Source organism: Paenibacillus sp. NPDC058367, from assembly GCF_042723305.1.
In the GTDB taxonomy this organism is placed as follows: Bacteria; Bacillota; Bacilli; order Paenibacillales; family Paenibacillaceae; genus Paenibacillus_AQ.
The window spans coordinates 430,930-449,235 of the sequence record NZ_JBHXIZ010000002.1 but is presented as its reverse complement, the minus strand read 5'-3'; the positions used below and the strand labels follow the sequence as shown (position 1 = coordinate 449,235).

Genomic DNA, 18,306 nt, shown 5'->3' with positions numbered 1-18,306 from the left:
AGTGGCAAGATTCCTAAGTACGGGAGACTAACGTTTCTACTTCGCCGCTTCCGCCAACCATGCTTGCATAACCGGTGATTCGGCCCGATTTAAACGTAGGGCAATTTCGGTATTAACCTCATCCGGCGGCATGACTTCGACAAGGACACATACTGACTCTCGCAGCTGATTCATGGCAAACATGCCTTCATCATCAAGCATTTTCATTGCCAGCTCCATGGCCTTCAGCCTCAAATCAAACTCGCGATTCCCTTCGTCATTCTCAAGATCCGCTATGAAAGGACGCTCGATGAATCGTTGTTTAACGTGATCGAAGTTCTCATCCCCGAAACAACAATAGGGTGAATCGGCATAGGACCATTTGATGAGTTCAGCAATCGTCGATTCCATCTCCAAAGCTTCCCACGACCAGGCGGAGATGCTAGGCGCATGTCCCTCGCCAGTAGTATGTAGCGTACAGTAATAATAATGTTCGCCATTTTCAAAAAGAGCACGAAATGACGTTCTGGCAGCAGCGGCGATTTCTATCGCCAGCGTCTCTATTTCTTGCATCGGCTTCATGATAATGGCCCTCCTTTCCATTAGTCGATCAGCTCAGGTTATTTAAGAACGCTCGTCAATCAGACGTTCTAGAAATTCCGCAAACGTTGAAGCATACTTGTCGATCAAATCATTCATGAGATCATAACACATGATCGGAAATTCCCCCTGTTTATCTCTAGTAGACGTATCAAAAAAATAAAGCTCGTCGCTATCCGGTACGAACAAGTCCAGTCTGTGGGGAAACCGACCTACCCACCATTCCTCGGCTTTATTCAGTCTATGTATGTAAAGAAGGTCGCCGTCGTAATACTCTCTATGTTCCGGAGCTGCGATCGCTAGAATATTGCCGTCTCCCAACCGGGCATTACCGTAATGAACCAGCCACCAGCGATAAGATGGCGGCAGGCAGAATCCTAATTCCTCTTCAGCTTCTGCTATCCAGCTTTCTTCCGCACCATGGCCAGGAAACCATTTTAAAGCGGAGGTCGTTTTCAGTTTTTCTGCCAAACGCTCATACATAAGTTCGATCCCCTCTCCTTATACATGGGTTTATTGTAATTTTTAGATATCTCTCCAATTTTCTACAAATGATATGGCGGCGCTTTTCCTGCTACAATGTTATCAGGATGAACGTCAGTTGGCTCATAGTCATTCATACGGAGAAGGATATACTCAATCTCTTCTAATGGCATCTGCAATTTTTGGCTGACTTCATAAAGACCCATGTCTTGCGAAAGTAGTTTCCGTGCTTGATTTAGCTTTCCATTTAGCCAATTGTTTTCAAGCATCCATTTTTTCACCAGATCCAGTAGTTGATTTTGAGTTTCCTTAACTGCATGCTTATTATATTTAGCGACTGACTCTGACATATAGTTACAAAGGTGACTGCCTAATACCTCACGTTGCTCATGCTTGGACATCCGTTGGTACTGTTCATAACTTATGCTGATATCTAATTCGAGTGTATGATCACTGCTATCAAAACGTCTGGATGTTGTTCGACCATAACTTTCAGGTAAAACACGCAATACAAAAAAGATATCATAGGGAAACTTCCATGTATTTGCTAATTCCTCTAAGGGCAGCAGCTCATCTCTCAATTGACCCACACACGTTCCATGTGTATCCAAAGTAAAAACTAGTTTCATACATACCTCCCTCTCCCACACTTAAGGAGTATCCGGATCATCTGTTATTTTCTGAGATCGCTTCGCAGCCTTTCGACAAGAGCCACTGCTCCATAACTTCAAACGCCTGCCCCGCATCCTGTTCATAGAAGACAGCCACCTCTTGCTGGTAGGCATAATTCAATCGTACATAGCCGCCCAGCTGCCGGTAGAACAGGAAACAAGCATAGGCATTCTCAATGGACAAATCCGGCGGAAATTCGTTTTGGCATAAGTCGGCCAGTTCGGGCAGCGTAAGCTGATCCTGTCCTTGTGGCAAACGCAAAAAGAGATGGCTCCGAGTGCCCGTCCACGGTTCATAGTAGATGCTCTCCCCTTGGCTGATTCCATACACCTGACGATATATTTCATCCATCACCAAGGCGTACATCCCTTCGTCTTCCTGCTCCCGTGCCTGCAGGGAAATCGCCTTTACGTGCTCCGCATGCCGAGGTAGCCAGAGCAGCCTAGCTGTCTGGGGATGTACTGCCAGAAAATCACCGTCCACCGTTGTACCTATAACGATACACTCGCCGATCTGTTGCTCACTAATGGGGCTGTTTTCGTCATGCTCCCATAATCCGTACTCGGCAAATGGTTTAAGCACCTCCGCATCGGGAAGCTGAACATTCAACCACCCTCTGTAAGTCCCTTCACCGAATCGCCGCAAAAACCGGAGGTAGCCCTGTGGATAAACAGTAACGTCTTCCTTCGCAAGTGCTTGGTTTTGGCCGTCAGATAGCGGTTTTGGCTGAGATACGATGTACATAAATACTCCTCCTGTTAACTGAACGATCCTACCTTTTATTGAAAACCCAATTTTGCTAAAGATTGTTGTATTTCCCGGTCTGCTTTACTTTTGAAAGTTGCAAACTCCACTGAAGATAAAGAATTCGGAAGTTTCTGATGGATAAAGGAATCAAAATCGATTGCCGTCTTGAGAATACGAAGCGTGTGCAGCAAAGGTAGTTGCTCCATTCCCGTCAAACGGGTTAAGCCTTTACAATTCCTAATAGAAAGTTCCTCAAGTGCCTTCATTTCCTGGTTAAAGCTGATTTCCTTCAGTTGGATTTGATCCTCAATAACAAGTCTCTTCAGCGCTTGAAAGGCTGTAATATTGGTCAGGTCATGGAAGCCGCGGACTCTAGTAATCTCCAGGTTCTCGATTGTATTCTCTTCAATTTCATGAATATGCTCCCGGCCTCCAAGCAAAATGCGAAGGTGCTCCAGCTTCCTCAGCCGGTTAATACAATGTAACGGCAGTTTGCTGATCGAATGCAGCGCGAGATAATTCAAGTTCTCCAGATAACCTATAGCATCAAGGTTTTTAACCTTACCCCCTACATGCAATTCCTCCAGATCAGAGAACTCTCTAAAATATTGCAGGTTGAGGGTCTTTTTATCCGAGATAATGTTTAATTTATTTAGAGAGTGCAACGTATCAATACCCAAAATTTCCGAATTCTCCAGCTCGTATATGCCTATGCTCAAACTGCGCAGGTGATCCAGCTTCGCCAATGCTTCAGTGTTATGTGCCTGGGTGAGACTATCGAGGTGCAGCATTTTCACATGAGGAATCCGCAAGAGAGTATGACAATCAAAAGACAGCGAATAGTGGGCGTAGAAACGTACTCCGAAATCCTCATTCCAGCGCGCGCAAAGCTCATCCACTTCTTCCAATATGGAGCCATAAAAATCCGGGTGAGAAAATTGAATAATCACTTGGTTACCGTCGTGCAAATCCCGCTCGATCAGATCCCGGTCCAGCAGGGCAGGATTATTGATCAGAATTCTTTTTTTCCATATTTTCCGCATCCATTAATCCTCCTTTTTTGCCATTGATCACAAGCCCGTATTTACTGAAAATCCACGATTTGCTCAAATCGTGAATCGCATCATGGCTTATACGCACAGAAGGCTTTTGCTCCTTCATAGCATCTGCGTCATGCGTCGAGAAGCGAAGCGGCTTTGTCATTTTATTAATAGAGTCTTTTATTTCATCGAAAAACTTATATGTTAACGGCTTATGATCCTCGATATCCTCATAGATATAATACTTCCCGTTTTCATCTTCCAAATCCATTTGAAAGCCTTTAGGAAATGAAAGCAAGATACACGGCAATTCATCCTCTGCCCATTGTCCGTAATAGGGAAAATGGACACCTTCATTTCTCGCAAAAAATCCGGAGCCTTCATTATCAGACGCAACAGAAATGGAATAAACAAAGAATGGGTGACCATCATTCCTTTTTTCCTCTGCCGTAAAATAATGATAAAATGACTGATACGCCTCATACACCTGATTCTGGTCATGCTCTGTCTGGGCATAATTGGTTAGATAAAATTGCGCTTGCTTATGTTCAAAAAGCTTCAAAACGCTTTCAAACTCTTCCGGCCTTAAGAAGAATCTAAGTTTATAAAATCCGCTGTTCTTTAATCTATCCATTTCTTTTCTCTCACCGCCATGTTCTAAAGTGTCATCTCAGATGACTTTAGCCATTTGCTCATGTATTTTCAAAATTCATATTTCGCAAATCGTTCTTTGAGAGTTTCTTCGTGCGGGATCCACTCCCAATCGCTCCATAATGACATTCTTACGAGTTCTGACAGCTTATCTACGGCTTGTGCCGGACTCGTAATGCTAATGAAGTCGTCAAAATCCTCATTGCGGATATCCAACGCTTTCTGCAAATAGTCATCGTTAAGACGCTCTTCTTTAAGTTGTTCATATTCATCCCTCGTCCACTGTTCACAAAAGATTCTTTCGGCCTCAATATCTCCATTCTCGAACAACGACAACTCGAATATTTCCTCATTTATATATCCGGCGGTCATCACTGGCTCCTCGATAAGCCGAGACAGCGTTTTGCCGATCTCCTTCACCGTACCCCATACAAAATAATCATGGAGCACGCTGATCCAGTACTCGTTGCTTTTGCTTACATACATGACAACATTGAACTTTTGAGCCTCAGTATTTGGCTTGCCTAATACTGTGGCATGCCCTTCGCTTAGCTCTCTTAATGCTTCGACAGTCTTATCAAGGTTGTTCGACTTGATATGCAAATTTGCGAATGATCTTCCCACGAGATGGCCTCCTCTAATCGCTTTCTTATTCAGACTGATTCTTATTTATATCCTATAGATTGTATCTAAGTATGTCTCTTATTTCCATTATAGTGATCATTTGTCCTGAGTCTTCCTACTTTTCACCTGAATTTTGGAAATGACCTTTACTAGGGAGAGATACTGTATTGTTGCTTCAAGCTGAGTTAGATCTCGATAACACAGTCATGACTGTGATCTTGTGTTCTTTATAAAAATCCATTTTTGCATCCCTGAGGTTGATATGCCGTTACTCTATCCTAACTTGGACATATCGTATTATGAGACTTTTCCCAAATAAAAAAGCATCTAAGGGGTTGGTTAAATGAATGGTGTTTCCATTATTACCTGTACAAATCGTCAAAATTATTTAAACAACCTACTCCAAAATTACAACAGACAACGATATGCCCAAAAAGAACTCATCATTATTATCAATAACAATGCAATTCCACTATCTCCTTACCAACAGTTAGCTAATAATCACAAAAACATAAAGATATTTCGTAAGCCAGAACATCAAACTCTGGGTTCATGCTTAAACTATGCCGTAACGAAATGCAAATATCATACCATCGCCAAATTCGATGACGACGATTATTATGCCCCTCATTATTTGACAGAAAGTATTCAGACATTAAATAGAACAAATGCTGATATTCTTGGAAAACGAGCTCATTATATGTATTTAAGTGGTTCAAAGACTTTAATCCTTCGTTTCGCGCATGACGAACATCGAACAGTTACCCATCTCCCAGGCGCTACACTCGTCTTCAAACGTAAAGTATTCGATCATGTGAAATTCCCTAATAAAAACGTGGGTGAAGATGATCTTTTTTGCAGCAGAAGCAGAAAGAAAGGTTATAAGGTTTATTCTGCGAGTAAGAATAACTTCGTAGCCATCCGTAGAAAAAACTCTTCAAAGCACACATGGATCATCAGTGAAAGCACTTTAATAGCAAACCATAAGATCATCCGTAATATTAAAAATTACAAAGCATTTGTTGGACGCAGTCCAAAGATCAAATTATGAAACGGGCTACAGATTCCACTATATCTGCTGTATCTATTCTGACCTGTACGAAACGAGCTGACTGTATAAATACACTGTTTGATAACTATCGACGACAAAATTTTAATCTTAAAGAACTTATCGTAATCATAAATAATGATAGTCTGAAGATAGATGACTATACAGCTGCTGCAAAAAAACATAAGAATGTGTGGGTTTTTAAAGTACCGGAACATCATTCTCTCGGTTATTGTTTGAATTTTGGTGTTCAATTAGCGAATTATAGTTATATTGCAAAATTTGATGATGACGATTATTACGCTTCCAACTATTTAACTGATAGCATGCAAATACTCCATAAGACTAAAGCAGATATCGTTGGAAAACGGGCTCATTATATGTATTTGAATGATAAGAAGTTACTTTTGCTTCGTTACCTCCGAATGGAGAATAAATATGTAACCAATGTTCAAGGTGCGACCCTACTCATTAAACGCAAGGTGTTCGATCAGATTTCTTTTCCAAATCGGAACAGAGGTGAATGCGTTAAATTTTGTGCTGATTGCGCAGCTCATGGCTTTAAGATTTACGCAGGTAATAAGTATAACTTCGCTGCAATTCGTAGAAAAAACTCCAAAGATCACACCTGGATCGTCAGCGACAAGAAGCTTTTATCAAAAAGTGTTAAAGTTATTAAAGTAAAAAACTTCAAAAAATACGTCACTCGAAACTGAATTAATGAAATACGAAATGCAGACTTTGGCCAGATCGAGTTATTTGCTGATGTTACCGGACACTGTTCAATAACGAGAGACTACCATTTGTGCGGTAATAACCCAATAAAAAGACTGGATAGCAGCATAACCATGTTGCTATCCAGTCTTTTTATAAGGGCTTCCAATCGTGAAATACCAAGAGTTAGTTTTATAAATTTTTAATACATAGAAGTCACGCTTCACTTTACTTACCTCGCTATTTTATTTATTTATTTTTATTGCAAATGCAACAATTATGAGATAAATTAATATATATTATTTATTGCATTTACAACAAAATACGCGCTAAGGAGTTATTTATGAAGGAAATCCTACGTGAAATTGGAATGATAGCTAGGGCATTAGATTCAATAAGCAATATAGAATTTGCAGAACATGATCTTACAAAAGGGCAATATTTGTACCTTGTTCGAATATGTGAAAACCCAGGAATAATTCAAGAAAAGTTAGCTGAAATGATAAAAGTAGATCGAACAACAGCTTCACGTGCAATTAAGAAATTAGAAATCAATGGATTTATAGAAAAGAAAGAAGACAATCAAAATAAAAAAATAAAAAAACTATTTCCTACAGAGAAAGGGGTTACTTTGTACCCTTACATAAAAAGGGAAAACGATTACTCCAATAAGGTCGCATTATCTGGATTCTCTGAGAGTGAAGTAGAAACTATGTTTACCTTGCTGCAGAGAGTCAGAAAAAATGTAGAAAAAGACTGGGAGTTAGTCAAAAAAGGAAACAAAAGAGATTATTGACTTAGTAAACGGAGGACAAATAAAAATGACCATAAAAATAAAAAGGTGTACATTTGAAGATTTAGGGTTACTCCAAGAAATCAGTGTTGAAACATTTAACGATACATTTCAGAATCAAAACTCACCTGCAATTATGAATGCTTACTTAGATCGTGCTTTTAATTTGAAACAATTAGGAAAAGAATTATTAAATAATTGTTCGGAATTCTATTTTATTTTTTTGAATAAGGAAGTTGCAGGATATTTAAAGCTAAACTTTAATGATGCCCAATCAGAAAAAATGGGTAATGATTCGCTTGAAATCGAGAGGATTTATATCAGGGGGAAATTTCATAAACGGGGACTAGGTAAATACCTGATGAATAAAGCTTTAGACATAGCAAAAGATCAGAATAAAGAGAAGATTTGGTTAGGCGTTTGGGAAAAAAATGAGAATGCAATTAAATTCTATGAAAAAATGAATTTCGTTCAAACAGGGACTCACTCTTTCTATATGGGTAATGAAGAACAAATTGATTTTATAATGACTAAAACACTCATTTAATATTCTCATATTTCGTGAACCAGAATATCATCAGAAAAAAAATCGGCACCAAGTATATAGCTATACGCTAACTAGGTGCCGGCTGATAAACGCCTATAAGAGATTTAAATTAATAGCACCATGCTTACGAATGCGGACAGGATAAATCTGCTCAACACCAAATGAGTGCATATATGCTTTATAGGAATCCGTGTATTCTTTTGGCAATAAAACCATTATAACTCCTGCAAAACCGCCTCCATGTACCCTGCAGGCTCCTGCCCCCTTCTCCTTAATAAACAGCTCAGTTAATGCCAAATATAGTGTCACACCCTGTTCAGTAGGAGTAGAGTTAGAATAGCAATTTTGCAGCCATTTCCAGGATGAGTTTCCAGATTCATTTACGAGTCTTATGAAGCTGTTTGCATTATCGCCTGTCAAAGCTTCTACTTGTTGATCAACTCGAATGTTTTCCTCATAGAAATGCAGTGCTCTCAATACAGCTCTATCCCCAACACTCTCTCTAAGTTTGTCCAGGTTGTCCAATATATCTTGCTTTTCTAAATCACGAAGCACATTTTTCCCAAGTTCTCGGGCAACAGCCTTCATTTCTGTTGGAATTGAGGAGTATTCTTCACTTAAATCTGCATGGTTTGCACCTGTGGGGACAATGAATAACTCATAACCTTTGTCAATAGATGAAAAATTTAATGTAGTGATCAGTGGAGCCTCGATGTTTTTAAAATCAATCGAAATTAGTCCCCCATATCCACAAGCAATTTGGTCGAGCAAACCCGATTGTTTGTTCCACTCTGAATTCTCTGCATATTGGCCTATCTTGGCACAGGTAACGACATCCATCTCGTTATTGTTGTAGAAGAAATTAATAATAGAACATATCAACATCTCAAAAGAAGCTGATGAGCTTACACCTGCTGCACTTATAACATCACTTGTGATACAAACATCAAAACCGCCTAATTTATAACCGTACCGTTCAAAACCGTCCAAAATCCCTTTAACTAAGGTATATGTTCCTGAAATGTTAAGGCTATTCCCACTCGAATTCAAATCAATAATGAAGTCTTCGTTATAGGTAATGCTTTTTATACGAATAATATTTTGATCATTTTTCGCAGCCGCTCCAATACAATCCATGTTTATACTGGCAGCAATTACTTTACCCAGATTATGATCTGTATGATTGCCACTAATTTCACTGCGCCCTGGTGAGCTAAAGAGAAAAACATCGCCCTCTGCAAATTTTTTCACATATTCCTGAGCCAAGGTTTTATATCTTTGCTTTTGATCGTTTATGATAGATGGAACATCACCATACAGACTTTCTAGTGTTCTTTGAAATTCTTTTGATTCGATCAGTTGAATTGTTTCTGTAATTGATGGCATCCTTTGAATTCCTCCATATGTATAATTGCTCAAGAAAAATATAGCATTTATTAATTATTTCATACTAGTGAAAAATGTAACTTTTATATGGATGATTATGACTTATAATTCCTCAAATATATATATTTAGTGTATATGTTGCGTGCCAAGAGCTTTCACCGTAACGTGCTGTTGTTGCGCTGTGATAACTAAATAAAAAGACTGAATGCCATAGCAAGGTAGCTATATGCATCCAATCTTTCTTTTTAAAACGTATAATCGTAAAATTTCTCTGCATTACTTACGCTAGACCATATATCTGCGCTTTCCCCACCTATATACCAATAAGCGATTCCGGCTAGATTGTTCTTAACGCTTAAATCGTATTTTGCTATTAATGAACGGCCATCCTCAATCCAGATCGTGTGCTTTATGGACTGCTTCGAATAGTTAGCAACATATTGTCCTAAAGTCTCATTCCATACGGGCTTCATTCCATAGCTACTAATAATCTGATTTTGCTCCGGAAGCGAGATATACTTTGAAGATGAAACCGTACCATTCTGATTCAATGTCCAGTCACGATTATATAAAGGCAGTGCCAATATAACCTTATGGCTGGGTACGTCCTTTAGTACAGTATCCACTGCATGTTGATCAAAAGGAATAGAAGCATTGGGCCCTGGAAGCTTACTCCCGTCATAATGTTCGTCATAACCCATCATCACCATGTAGTTCACTTTCTTACCTAGTGCAGCGTAGTCAAAAGCATCTGTCCAATCTGTTCCAAGATCAGGAGAGACGTCTATTGACAGCTTCGCGTTAAGAGCATGCATTTTCTCAGCTAATAATGTAATGAATGAGGTCAAATACGCACGATCGTCAGGCGCTACATTTTCAAAATCAATGTTTAGTCCATCTAATCTATATTTGCTCACTAAAGCTACTAATTGATTTACTGCCGTATTCCTTGTGGTTACACTCGACAACATTTGATGGGTCGCTTCTTGATCCGATCGATTGCCTACCATCGCCCATATTTTCTTATTATTCTTCTTTGCCCATGTGATCAGCGAAGTATCCGTTGAATCCGTTACTGCACCTGTTTTTCCTACATAATACCACCGTGGTGATAAGGTATTAACGTTGGATTTCAGAACTGTATTCTCATATTGTGCCGTCGTCTGCCCATATTGCCAGCCTATAACGATTCGCTCCTCCGGCTCATCATCGAGTTCTGCTGCCCAACTCTCATTTTGCAGCACTCGGTCAATGAGGACGGCCGTTTCCTGTCTAGTTATAGGATCAGAGGGTCGGAAATTCTTGCGATTATCCCCCTTCATTAAACCTAGATCATTTACAGTTGCAACAGCTGATCTTGCCCAGCTAGCAATTTTATTTCGATCATTGAACGAAGTTAGAGCAGAAGTATGGTTTGTTTGCTTTAAAGCTTTGACCATCCATACAGCCGCTTCCTGCCTGGTAACTGCTTTTGCTGGCGTGAAAGTAGTTGCCGATGTGCCGTTAGCCAGCTCAAGCTGAACAGCTGCCTGTATCCAGCCGTAATACCAAGCTTTTTTAGCTACATCTGTATAAGGAGATACTGGACTGACTGCCGGATCAAGCTTTAGCAGACGGTCAAGAACCGTAATGAATTCCGCTCTAGTAATCGATTTAGTAGGTGAGAAGCTTGTCGCCGTTGTGCCGGATAATATGTTGCGGTGATACAAATCTATAATTTCATTTTTAGCATAACTAGTATCTATATCCTTAAAAGGCGCCTCATCATCAGCCGATATATGTTGAATAAATATTCCAGTTACAAGCACTAATACAAGTATCGTAATTACAAATCTACCAAATCTATTGTTCACGAGATGATCCTCCTCGGATATAATCTTCGAATTATACCAAGGATAGAAGCTATAAACACTGCTAAAATATTGGTAGAGCGCAAAAAAAATAGGGCATCCCACTAGCCGTTACGACTTTTAGGATCCCCCTATGATTTAAAGAGCCCGAAATAAAAGCTCCCCTTTAGACTGAATGTATCGATAAATCGTACCACACACCACTAATATCAATAATCCAATGCCTAACAATATGAGATTACCGTTCAGATCGGCTAGAAGAAGACTCAAACCAACTGGAATCAGTAAGCTTATAAAGCCTATCAACATCGCAACTAAAACAGATGCACTTTGTTTGACTACCGATACTTCATTTGTCCACTCCAGTTTAGGTAACTTCAAATTAACGAGTACACCTATCATTGCAGTAAGACAAGCATAAAGAACCGGAATTACCAATAATAGCAAGCTTTCCACCCATCCGGTGTCTAGAGATATCATGAGGAGCACACTACTGACAATTACAATCGGCACGGTAATCGTAAGATTCACTGCGATTTTACTTAGCAATATCGTTATTGTCGGCACAGGTGCGCTTTTTAAAATCCAAATATTATTACCTTCGAGCGAAATAGAACTGGATGTCGTACAGCTTAAAGTTACAAAAACGGAAACAAACAGTGGAGCCAGTCGATTCAGATAATTTGAAAGCTCTGGTATCTCAACGAGTTGACCTAGTTGGTCTGCACTAACGAACAGTAAGGCGATCGCTAACACAAGTAACATTACCATGCCTATACTCGTGTTAAGTACATAGATAGAAGAACTAAAATAGCGACGCAGCTCTTTTTTATACAATGTGTAAAGCGGTGAAGATACTGCAAGTGATTTCATTTGATATTTATTTTTTGAAAAAGAAGTCGTAAGACCTGTGTGGATCGCTTTATATTTGCTACCAAGCACGATGGTAAACAGCATAAAAGAAATCAGCGAAAACCCAATAAACAATACTAAGGAATCAAACTGAAACGAGCAAACCGCATTTACATACATAAGCGTCAAAGGATACAAGTTGTATATTTGATCAGCAATTTGAGCGCTCATATCCGCAAGTAATTGTGGATTGTTACCATTTATTTGACCTGAACCAACAATTATAGCAATAATTACAACAAAAGTTAGGATGAGCGTTATTATACGACTTCCTTTAAATCTTGAGGAAACCCAGCTGATCAGAGCACCTATAATCGTTGCAGCTATGATCGGCACTAATGGAATAAATAACAGTGTAATCAAAAAATACAAATAATATAGTACGCCGGGATTCACCTTCATAGCATAAACAATGCCTGCAGGTACCATCACCATTAAAGAGAAGAATAGGTTTAACACATAAAGCTGAGCCACCCGACTTGCTACAATATGACTCGTTTTGATTGGCAGCGACATTACGAGATCGTAGTCTTTGGAGCCAAATAATACACCACTAGCCTTATAGATCGTTGTAAAAAATCCGATTAAGCAAGTAACTGCCATCATTATCGCAAGCAGCAGCTCTGGCCGGCCAATCTGTTCAAGGGTCTCTGCTATCATATAGCTATAACCAAATGAAACCACAGCCATCATAACAATTCCAATTAGGATCCCGATGGTCAGCCAAAGCATTTTTCGTCTTTCTTTCACATCACGTGTGTGCAAAGCTTTATTTAACCCAAAGGAAGAGATCAGTTGAATCTTCGTCAATCTCCAGATATTAATCATGCTTAATCAACTCCAAAAATACATCTTCAAGGCTGCTGTCACCCTTCACCTCTTCTGTTTTCCCATGCGTAATCAATTCTCCCGCTTTGATAATGGCAATCTTATTACAGAGCTTCTCCGCTACATCCAGTACATGCGTTGAAAAAAAGATCGCACTGCCCTGACTGCAAATCTCCGTCATGATTTTTTTAAGCGTGTGTGCCGCTTTTGGATCAAGTCCCACAAAGGGCTCATCCAGAACTAACAGCTTCGGTTTATGTATCAGTGCTGAGATGATCGCTAGCTTCTGCTTCATACCATGAGAATACGAGGAGATTAAATCCCCCAAATGAGATGTAATCTCAAATTCATCACCATATTTCTTAATCAACAACTCCCGATCTGCTTTCGATACACTAAAAAGATCACCAATAAAATTCAAGTATTGAATGCCGGTCAGATGATCGTATAGATCTGGATTATCCGGAATATACGCAGTGATCGCTTTGCAGGCTAAAGGATCTTTTTTGATGGAATGCCCACCTATTTCGATATCCCCCTCTTCAAAATCAAGAACACCTACTACTGCACGAATCGTCGTTGTTTTCCCCGCGCCGTTATGACCGATAAAGCCATAAATATCACCTTTCTCGACCACTAAGTTCAAGTCATTCACTGCCTTTTTACCGCCCTTATAGCTCTTGGTAAAATGCTTTATTGTCAACATCTTGGCACTCCCTCTCCGTTCGTATTCGTATTAGTAACTTTCATCATGCAATCAATGCCTACCGTTTCATACGATGTTAGGATAGTTTTACTATAGTACGTTTATCCTGTCCATTTAGTTCATTCCTTCATATAAATAAATTTTTCTTTATAAAAACGAAAAAAGAGAGGGGTTTTCCCCTCTCTTTTATAATCCTGTTTATACGTATTTATGGATCGTTGCGAGCAGTTGATCAGCTACATAGTCAACTCCGTAAGCAAGTTGATTGTGATCAAAGCGTATTTTCACAAAGCTCTCATCTGTATCAAGCGCATCGGCGAACAAACCAGCTAAACCACGTGCCTTGCGATCAATTTGTAGGAGCAACTCAATGCCATCCTCATTTGGAAAGAAAACGATTTCTAATTCGTCTAGTTGATTCCGGAACTGAGAGGGGGGAACGAATTCAAATTCTTGAACAAAATCTAAGCCATTGATCCTGCCGTAACGCGGTGCATATTCACAAGTCACTTCACGAATAAGGAACCCGAGCTGATTCATCGCATCCAAAATAATAGCACAATATGGATGAGGGCCTACTTGAAGATAATCCTGATCCTTTGGATCAATTGCCTCTTTAATATCAAGTCCGGTTTGAATCCAAACCGGCGATCTCCCTAACGTCACTGGCGTTATCGCCGGAAGCTGGAATGAGACGGGAAATTCATAAACCTGCTCCGCCACTACTTTAAATTTACTTGCTAACAGGAATTTGGATACCGTCGCTTCCACTTCCATCTTCTTATCGTTCAGCTCTTTCAAGTAACGCGTCTTAACGAATGCGTAGACGTCATCGACCTCCTGATCCACTCGGCCACCTTGAATTCGAACGGAACCACTGATCGTATCACCTGCGTTCACGAAATCTTGATGGAGCATGAGATCTACTTTAGCCGCTCCAATTCCGGCACTCGCGAGCATTCGTTTAAACATTGACATTGTAATGAATTCCCTCCCTAATATTTGCATATTTAAGGATACGAAGGGAACCATCTGAGGTTTCATTTACGGGACAGTAAATGCCATGCTACTGACAAAAAAGAAGCATCCTCACCCAAAATAGGGTCGAATACTTCTTTATATTCACAAAGTCTATGCTGAGGCGAACTGACTGTTATATAATCTGGCGTAATATCCACCGCTGGCTAGGAGTTGATCATGCGTACCACTCTCCACAATGTCTCCATCCTTCATGAAAAGAATGAGATCCGACTCCCGAATCGTTGACAATCGGTGGGCAATCACAAAGCTGGTCCGACCAGCGATCATAGTCAGAAAAGCTTTTTGAATCCGTACCTCAGTTAATGTATCAATACTGCTTGTAGCCTCGTCTAAGATGAGCATAGGCGGATCTACAAGCATTACTCGTGCAATGGTAAGCAGCTGCTTCTGTCCTTGGGAGAGATTATCCCCTGAGCCACTGATCTTCGTATCATACCCTTCAGGCAGACGTTTAATGAAGCTATGAGCATTAGCAGCTTTAGCAGCAGCGATGACTTCCTCCTCTGTAGCCCCAGGTTTTCCGTAAGCAATATTATCTCTGATCGTGCCCCCAAAGAGCCAAGTATCCTGCAGCACCATCCCAAAATTACGTCGCAGACTGTCACGCGTAATGGTCTTAATATCCACACCATCAATCTTGATGGACCCACGGTCCACATCGTAGAAACGCATGAGCAGGTTTACCAGCGTCGTCTTCCCTGCTCCAGTCTGACCTACAATCGCAACTCGGGTACCGGGCTTCACTTCTAGACTGAAATCGTTTATCAAGGGACGTTCTGGATTATAAGCAAAGGATACTTTTTCGAAGGTAATGGTTCCTTGACTTGTACTCATGATTTTGGCGCCCTTAGAATCAGCGGGTTCTGGTGTTAGATCGAGAATGGCGAAGATCCGCTGCGCAGAGGCAGTTGCCGATTGAAGCTGTGTAATCACACCTGTTATTTCATTAAACGGCTTAGCGAACAAGTTGGAGAAGATCAAGAAACTGGACAGATCCCCTACCGTGAAATGACCCCGAATTACCATAACACTACCGATCATAGCTATAACTGAGAACGTAACGTTATTTACTAGCCGCGTTGTCGGATTGGATAAGGAGCCATAAAATTGTGACTTCACACCGGTCTGATATAATGTCTCGTTTTGTTCTTCAAACTGAGACATTGCACGTTCTTCATAATGATAAGCGGTGACTACTTTTTGCCCGCCGATCATTTCCTCCACATAGCCATTGAGACCCCCGAGAATCTTCGCCTGCTCTTTAAACATCTTTTGAGATCGCATCGTAATAAATCTGGCCACAAAAAAGGTGGCGGGTGCTGACAGAAGAACTACTAAGGTCATCAGAGGACTGATGTACAACATAAGCACAATTGCCCCAACAATGGTGATGATCCCTGTAAGCAGTGTGGAGAAACCTTGCAGCAGTCCATCAGAGACGGCATCCATATCGTTAACAAACCGGCTGATACTGTCTCCTTGCGGGTGGTTGTCGTGAAATTTTAAAGGCAAAACATTTAATTTATCAAAAAGCTCCCGCCGTAAGTCATATACAGTCCGGTAGGCGATTCGATTCGTCAGATAGGTAAGGAGCCATCCAAAAAAGCTGCCGACAATATATACCGCTGCCAGAATCAAAAGCAGTCTAAGTACGGCGTCAAAATCCACCTCTCCCGGTCCGATCATAAAATCAATGGCTTTACCGATAAGTAGTGGTCCGATTAGACTGGCGATCACACTGAGTAACGCGCATATAACTGCCCCAATAGCTATTTTTCTATAATGTCCTGTATATACAATTAGTCTTTTCCAAATGTTGTTTTTGTTCATTGGCCCGACTCCTCACTCGATAGCTGGGACAGGCAGATTTCTTTATACACTTCACAACCACGTATCAGCTCCTCATGGGTTCCGATACCGGCGATCCGCCCTTCCTCAAATACCATAATTTTATCCGCTTGCCTTACAGTGCTCACCCTCTGCGAGACAACGAGAACGGTCATTTGCTGGCTGCTCTCTTTGAGCGCTTTACGTAGAGCCGCATCAGTAGCGAAATCCAGCGCACTGGAGGAGTCATCCAGAATTAGAATCGACGGCTTACCTACCACTGCACGAGCTATGGTCAAGCGCTGCTTTTGCCCCCCGGATAAATTAAGTCCGCCACGTGATACCTGCGTATTCAATCCTTCTGGCAATTTACGAATAAACTCTTCCGCCTGAGCAACAGAGGCTGCTTGCATGATTTCTTCCTCGGTTGCGTCTTCCTTACCCCAACGAATATTCTCAGCGATTGTTCCTGTAAACAACACTGCTTTTTGCGGCACAATCCCTATTTTCTCTCGAAGCTGATGCAGCTTATAATCTCTGACATTCACTCCATCCACTTTAACTTCACCTTGCACTGCATCATAAAAACGTGGAATTAAGTTCACGAAAGTAGATTTACCAGAACCCGTACTGCCAATCAGCCCCACAGTTTCTCCGCGGTTAATGACTACCGAAATATCCTCTAATGCCAATTCTCCTGTTGTATTATAACCAAACGATACATGATCGAATGATATGGCAGGAGCGGTATGATCAGGTTCAGTCATCACAACATTCCCGTCCTCGGACACGGATGCTTTGACACTCAGCACTTCATTCACACGATTAGCAGAAGATGAGGCTTTTGTAAAAATAATGACCAAGTTGGAGACCACTATAAGTGCCAGCAAGATTTGAGTGACGTAATTGATAAAGGCAATGATCTCACCTTGAGACAATCGCCCCCCATCAATGTGAATTCCACCTACCCATAAAATAGCTATGATCGCCGCATTTACTACAAGTGTCGTCATAGGTCCAAGTAAAGCGGAAATCCGCGAGACCCGGATCGCTGTAGTGGTTAAATCCTCAGATGAGGCATCAAAACGTTCTTTTTCTGTACGTCTCTTCGCAAAAGCACGAATGACTCGTATCCCCGACAAATTCTCACTAAGAACGAGCGCAAGGGCATCCAGCTTCTGCTGGTATTTTCGATACAAAGGTGCACTTCGAGTGATAATAAAATATAATATAATGCCAAAAACCGGCGTTGCCGCTATTAAAATCAGCGATAATCTAAAATCCAAAATCATGGACATTATGATAGCCCCGATGCAGATAAACGGCGCACGAATAACCAGGCGAATCAGCATAGCCACTGCAATCTGCAGCTGGTTTACGTCATTGGTAATCCGGTTAATCAGCGTAGGCGTACCGAACGTATCCAGCTCAGCGTACGATAAAGATGTAATATATTTGAACATTTTATTACGAAGCGTCGTGCCGAATCCCTGAGATGCTCGTGCTGCATAGTATTGGCACACCATGGAGCAACCGAAGCCAAGCAGAGACATCAGCACCATCAGGCCACCCATACGGTATACATAAGCACTGTCATGATTTCCTACCCCGTTATTGATGATTAACGCGACAATGGTAGGCAAAATCAGCTCCAGAATCGCTTCCATCAGCTTGAAGATTGGACCGATGATGGCTTCTTTTTTGTACGGTTTTAAATAGACTGCAATTTTAAACAACGTCATCCACACCCAACATAAGAAGTATTTAAGCACTTGAAATATGTATAATAACAGTTATGATTATGGCATATCTACTCACATATTAATAATATTGGATTCGTATCGCTCCCATACGATTA

18 protein-coding genes are annotated in these 18,306 nt (G+C 40.8%); 4 read left to right on the top strand and 14 right to left on the bottom strand.

Translation table 11 applies throughout. The annotated features are described in order from the left end of the window. Positions 1-36 precede the first annotated feature (36 nt). From ACFWMP_RS12645 to ACFWMP_RS12615, 7 genes are all read right to left on the bottom strand, one after another. Positions 37-561 (bottom strand): DUF4303 domain-containing protein, encoded by a 525-nt coding sequence (locus ACFWMP_RS12645; protein ID WP_379423830.1) that lies wholly within the window; start codon positions 559-561, stop codon positions 37-39. A 42-nt stretch (positions 562-603) separates the two neighbouring features. After that, the gene (locus ACFWMP_RS12640) at positions 604-1,062 is read right to left on the bottom strand and encodes an SMI1/KNR4 family protein (RefSeq protein ID WP_042189330.1); all 459 of its coding nucleotides are present in this window, start codon (positions 1,060-1,062) and stop codon (positions 604-606) included. Between the two features lie 62 nt (positions 1,063-1,124). Further along, positions 1,125-1,691 (bottom strand): hypothetical protein, encoded by a 567-nt coding sequence (locus ACFWMP_RS12635; RefSeq protein WP_379423829.1) that lies wholly within the window; start codon positions 1,689-1,691, stop codon positions 1,125-1,127. A 37-nt stretch (positions 1,692-1,728) separates the two neighbouring features. After that, positions 1,729-2,478 (bottom strand): hypothetical protein, encoded by a 750-nt coding sequence (locus tag ACFWMP_RS12630; RefSeq protein ID WP_341124807.1) that lies wholly within the window; start codon positions 2,476-2,478, stop codon positions 1,729-1,731. 35 nt (positions 2,479-2,513) lie between these two features. Continuing rightward, positions 2,514-3,524: a leucine-rich repeat domain-containing protein gene (locus ACFWMP_RS12625; RefSeq protein WP_341145692.1), complete on the bottom strand. Its 1,011-nt coding sequence runs from the start codon at positions 3,522-3,524 to the stop codon at positions 2,514-2,516. Beyond that, positions 3,487-4,155, bottom strand: a complete 669-nt coding sequence (locus tag ACFWMP_RS12620) for a hypothetical protein (RefSeq protein WP_042189338.1) — start codon at positions 4,153-4,155, stop codon at positions 3,487-3,489. Before ACFWMP_RS12620 ends, ACFWMP_RS12625 begins: the two co-directional genes overlap by 38 nt. A 68-nt stretch (positions 4,156-4,223) precedes the next feature. Further along, a complete protein-coding gene (locus ACFWMP_RS12615; RefSeq protein ID WP_042189340.1) occupies positions 4,224-4,796 on the bottom strand; it encodes a hypothetical protein in 573 nt (190 codons plus the stop codon). Positions 4,797-5,139: 343 nt separating this feature from the next. On the opposite strand from ACFWMP_RS12615, the gene ACFWMP_RS12610 reads away from it, so the two are divergent. The 4 genes from ACFWMP_RS12610 (at position 5,140) to paiA (ending at position 7,898) form a co-directional block, all read left to right on the top strand. Beyond that, positions 5,140-5,847 carry a glycosyltransferase family 2 protein gene (locus ACFWMP_RS12610; protein WP_379423828.1) on the top strand — a complete coding sequence of 236 codons (708 nt, stop codon included), beginning with the start codon at positions 5,140-5,142 and terminating at the stop codon, positions 5,845-5,847. After that, positions 5,844-6,560, top strand: coding sequence for a glycosyltransferase family 2 protein (locus ACFWMP_RS12605; protein WP_042189343.1), 717 nt, complete (start codon positions 5,844-5,846; stop codon positions 6,558-6,560). The genes ACFWMP_RS12610 and ACFWMP_RS12605 overlap by 4 nt, the downstream gene beginning before the upstream one ends. A gap of 341 nt (positions 6,561-6,901) precedes the next feature. Then, on the top strand, positions 6,902-7,354 hold the full coding sequence (locus ACFWMP_RS12600; protein WP_339242038.1) for a MarR family winged helix-turn-helix transcriptional regulator: 453 nt from the start codon (positions 6,902-6,904) through the stop codon (positions 7,352-7,354). Between the two features lie 25 nt (positions 7,355-7,379). After that, positions 7,380-7,898 (top strand): spermidine/spermine N(1)-acetyltransferase, encoded by a 519-nt coding sequence (gene paiA, locus ACFWMP_RS12595; protein ID WP_339242040.1) that lies wholly within the window; start codon positions 7,380-7,382, stop codon positions 7,896-7,898. A 93-nt stretch (positions 7,899-7,991) separates the two neighbouring features. Here paiA and ACFWMP_RS12590 read toward each other — a convergent pair whose 3' ends face one another. From ACFWMP_RS12590 to ACFWMP_RS12560, 7 genes are all read right to left on the bottom strand, one after another. Continuing rightward, positions 7,992-9,284, bottom strand: a complete 1,293-nt coding sequence (locus ACFWMP_RS12590) for a galactokinase (protein WP_379423827.1) — start codon at positions 9,282-9,284, stop codon at positions 7,992-7,994. 245 nt (positions 9,285-9,529) lie between these two features. Continuing rightward, complete coding sequence (locus tag ACFWMP_RS12585; protein WP_379423826.1) at positions 9,530-11,137, bottom strand: S-layer homology domain-containing protein; 1,608 nt, start codon at positions 11,135-11,137, stop codon at positions 9,530-9,532. Between the two features lie 135 nt (positions 11,138-11,272). Further along, complete coding sequence (locus tag ACFWMP_RS12580) at positions 11,273-12,874, bottom strand: ABC transporter permease (protein WP_379423825.1); 1,602 nt, start codon at positions 12,872-12,874, stop codon at positions 11,273-11,275. Then, positions 12,867-13,580, bottom strand: a complete 714-nt coding sequence (locus tag ACFWMP_RS12575) for an ABC transporter ATP-binding protein (protein WP_042189353.1) — start codon at positions 13,578-13,580, stop codon at positions 12,867-12,869. The genes ACFWMP_RS12580 and ACFWMP_RS12575 overlap by 8 nt, the downstream gene beginning before the upstream one ends. Positions 13,581-13,778: 198 nt before the next feature. Beyond that, entirely contained in the window at positions 13,779-14,558 is a 780-nt protein-coding gene (locus tag ACFWMP_RS12570; RefSeq protein ID WP_339265515.1) for a sporulation protein, read from the bottom strand. 153 nt (positions 14,559-14,711) lie between these two features. Further along, positions 14,712-16,451: an ABC transporter ATP-binding protein gene (locus ACFWMP_RS12565; protein WP_076300585.1), complete on the bottom strand. Its 1,740-nt coding sequence runs from the start codon at positions 16,449-16,451 to the stop codon at positions 14,712-14,714. Then, positions 16,448-18,184, bottom strand: coding sequence for an ABC transporter ATP-binding protein (locus tag ACFWMP_RS12560; RefSeq protein WP_379424302.1), 1,737 nt, complete (start codon positions 18,182-18,184; stop codon positions 16,448-16,450). The genes ACFWMP_RS12565 and ACFWMP_RS12560 overlap by 4 nt, the downstream gene beginning before the upstream one ends. Positions 18,185-18,306: the final 122 nt, after the last annotated feature.

Excerpts from the sequence above, each read along its gene's own strand:
- ACFWMP_RS12635 (WP_379423829.1), bottom strand. The coding sequence starts at position 1,691 with ATGAAACTAGTTTTTACTTTGGATACACATGGAACGTGTGTGGGTCAA.
- ACFWMP_RS12600 (WP_339242038.1), top strand. The coding sequence starts at position 6,902 with ATGAAGGAAATCCTACGTGAAATTGGAATGATAGCTAGGGCATTAGAT.
- ACFWMP_RS12570 (WP_339265515.1), bottom strand. The coding sequence starts at position 14,558 with ATGTCAATGTTTAAACGAATGCTCGCGAGTGCCGGAATTGGAGCGGCT.
- ACFWMP_RS12565 (WP_076300585.1), bottom strand. The coding sequence starts at position 16,451 with ATGAACAAAAACAACATTTGGAAAAGACTAATTGTATATACAGGACAT.
- ACFWMP_RS12645 (WP_379423830.1), bottom strand. The coding sequence starts at position 561 with ATGAAGCCGATGCAAGAAATAGAGACGCTGGCGATAGAAATCGCCGCT.
- ACFWMP_RS12630 (WP_341124807.1), bottom strand. The coding sequence starts at position 2,478 with ATGTACATCGTATCTCAGCCAAAACCGCTATCTGACGGCCAAAACCAA.
- paiA (WP_339242040.1), top strand. The coding sequence starts at position 7,380 with ATGACCATAAAAATAAAAAGGTGTACATTTGAAGATTTAGGGTTACTC.
- ACFWMP_RS12580 (WP_379423825.1), bottom strand. The coding sequence starts at position 12,874 with ATGATTAATATCTGGAGATTGACGAAGATTCAACTGATCTCTTCCTTT.
- ACFWMP_RS12590 (WP_379423827.1), bottom strand. The coding sequence starts at position 9,284 with ATGCCATCAATTACAGAAACAATTCAACTGATCGAATCAAAAGAATTT.
- ACFWMP_RS12610 (WP_379423828.1), top strand. The coding sequence starts at position 5,140 with ATGAATGGTGTTTCCATTATTACCTGTACAAATCGTCAAAATTATTTA.
- ACFWMP_RS12625 (WP_341145692.1), bottom strand. The coding sequence starts at position 3,524 with ATGCGGAAAATATGGAAAAAAAGAATTCTGATCAATAATCCTGCCCTG.
- ACFWMP_RS12640 (WP_042189330.1), bottom strand. The coding sequence starts at position 1,062 with ATGTATGAGCGTTTGGCAGAAAAACTGAAAACGACCTCCGCTTTAAAA.
- ACFWMP_RS12620 (WP_042189338.1), bottom strand. The coding sequence starts at position 4,155 with ATGGATAGATTAAAGAACAGCGGATTTTATAAACTTAGATTCTTCTTA.
- ACFWMP_RS12605 (WP_042189343.1), top strand. The coding sequence starts at position 5,844 with ATGAAACGGGCTACAGATTCCACTATATCTGCTGTATCTATTCTGACC.
- ACFWMP_RS12575 (WP_042189353.1), bottom strand. The coding sequence starts at position 13,580 with ATGTTGACAATAAAGCATTTTACCAAGAGCTATAAGGGCGGTAAAAAG.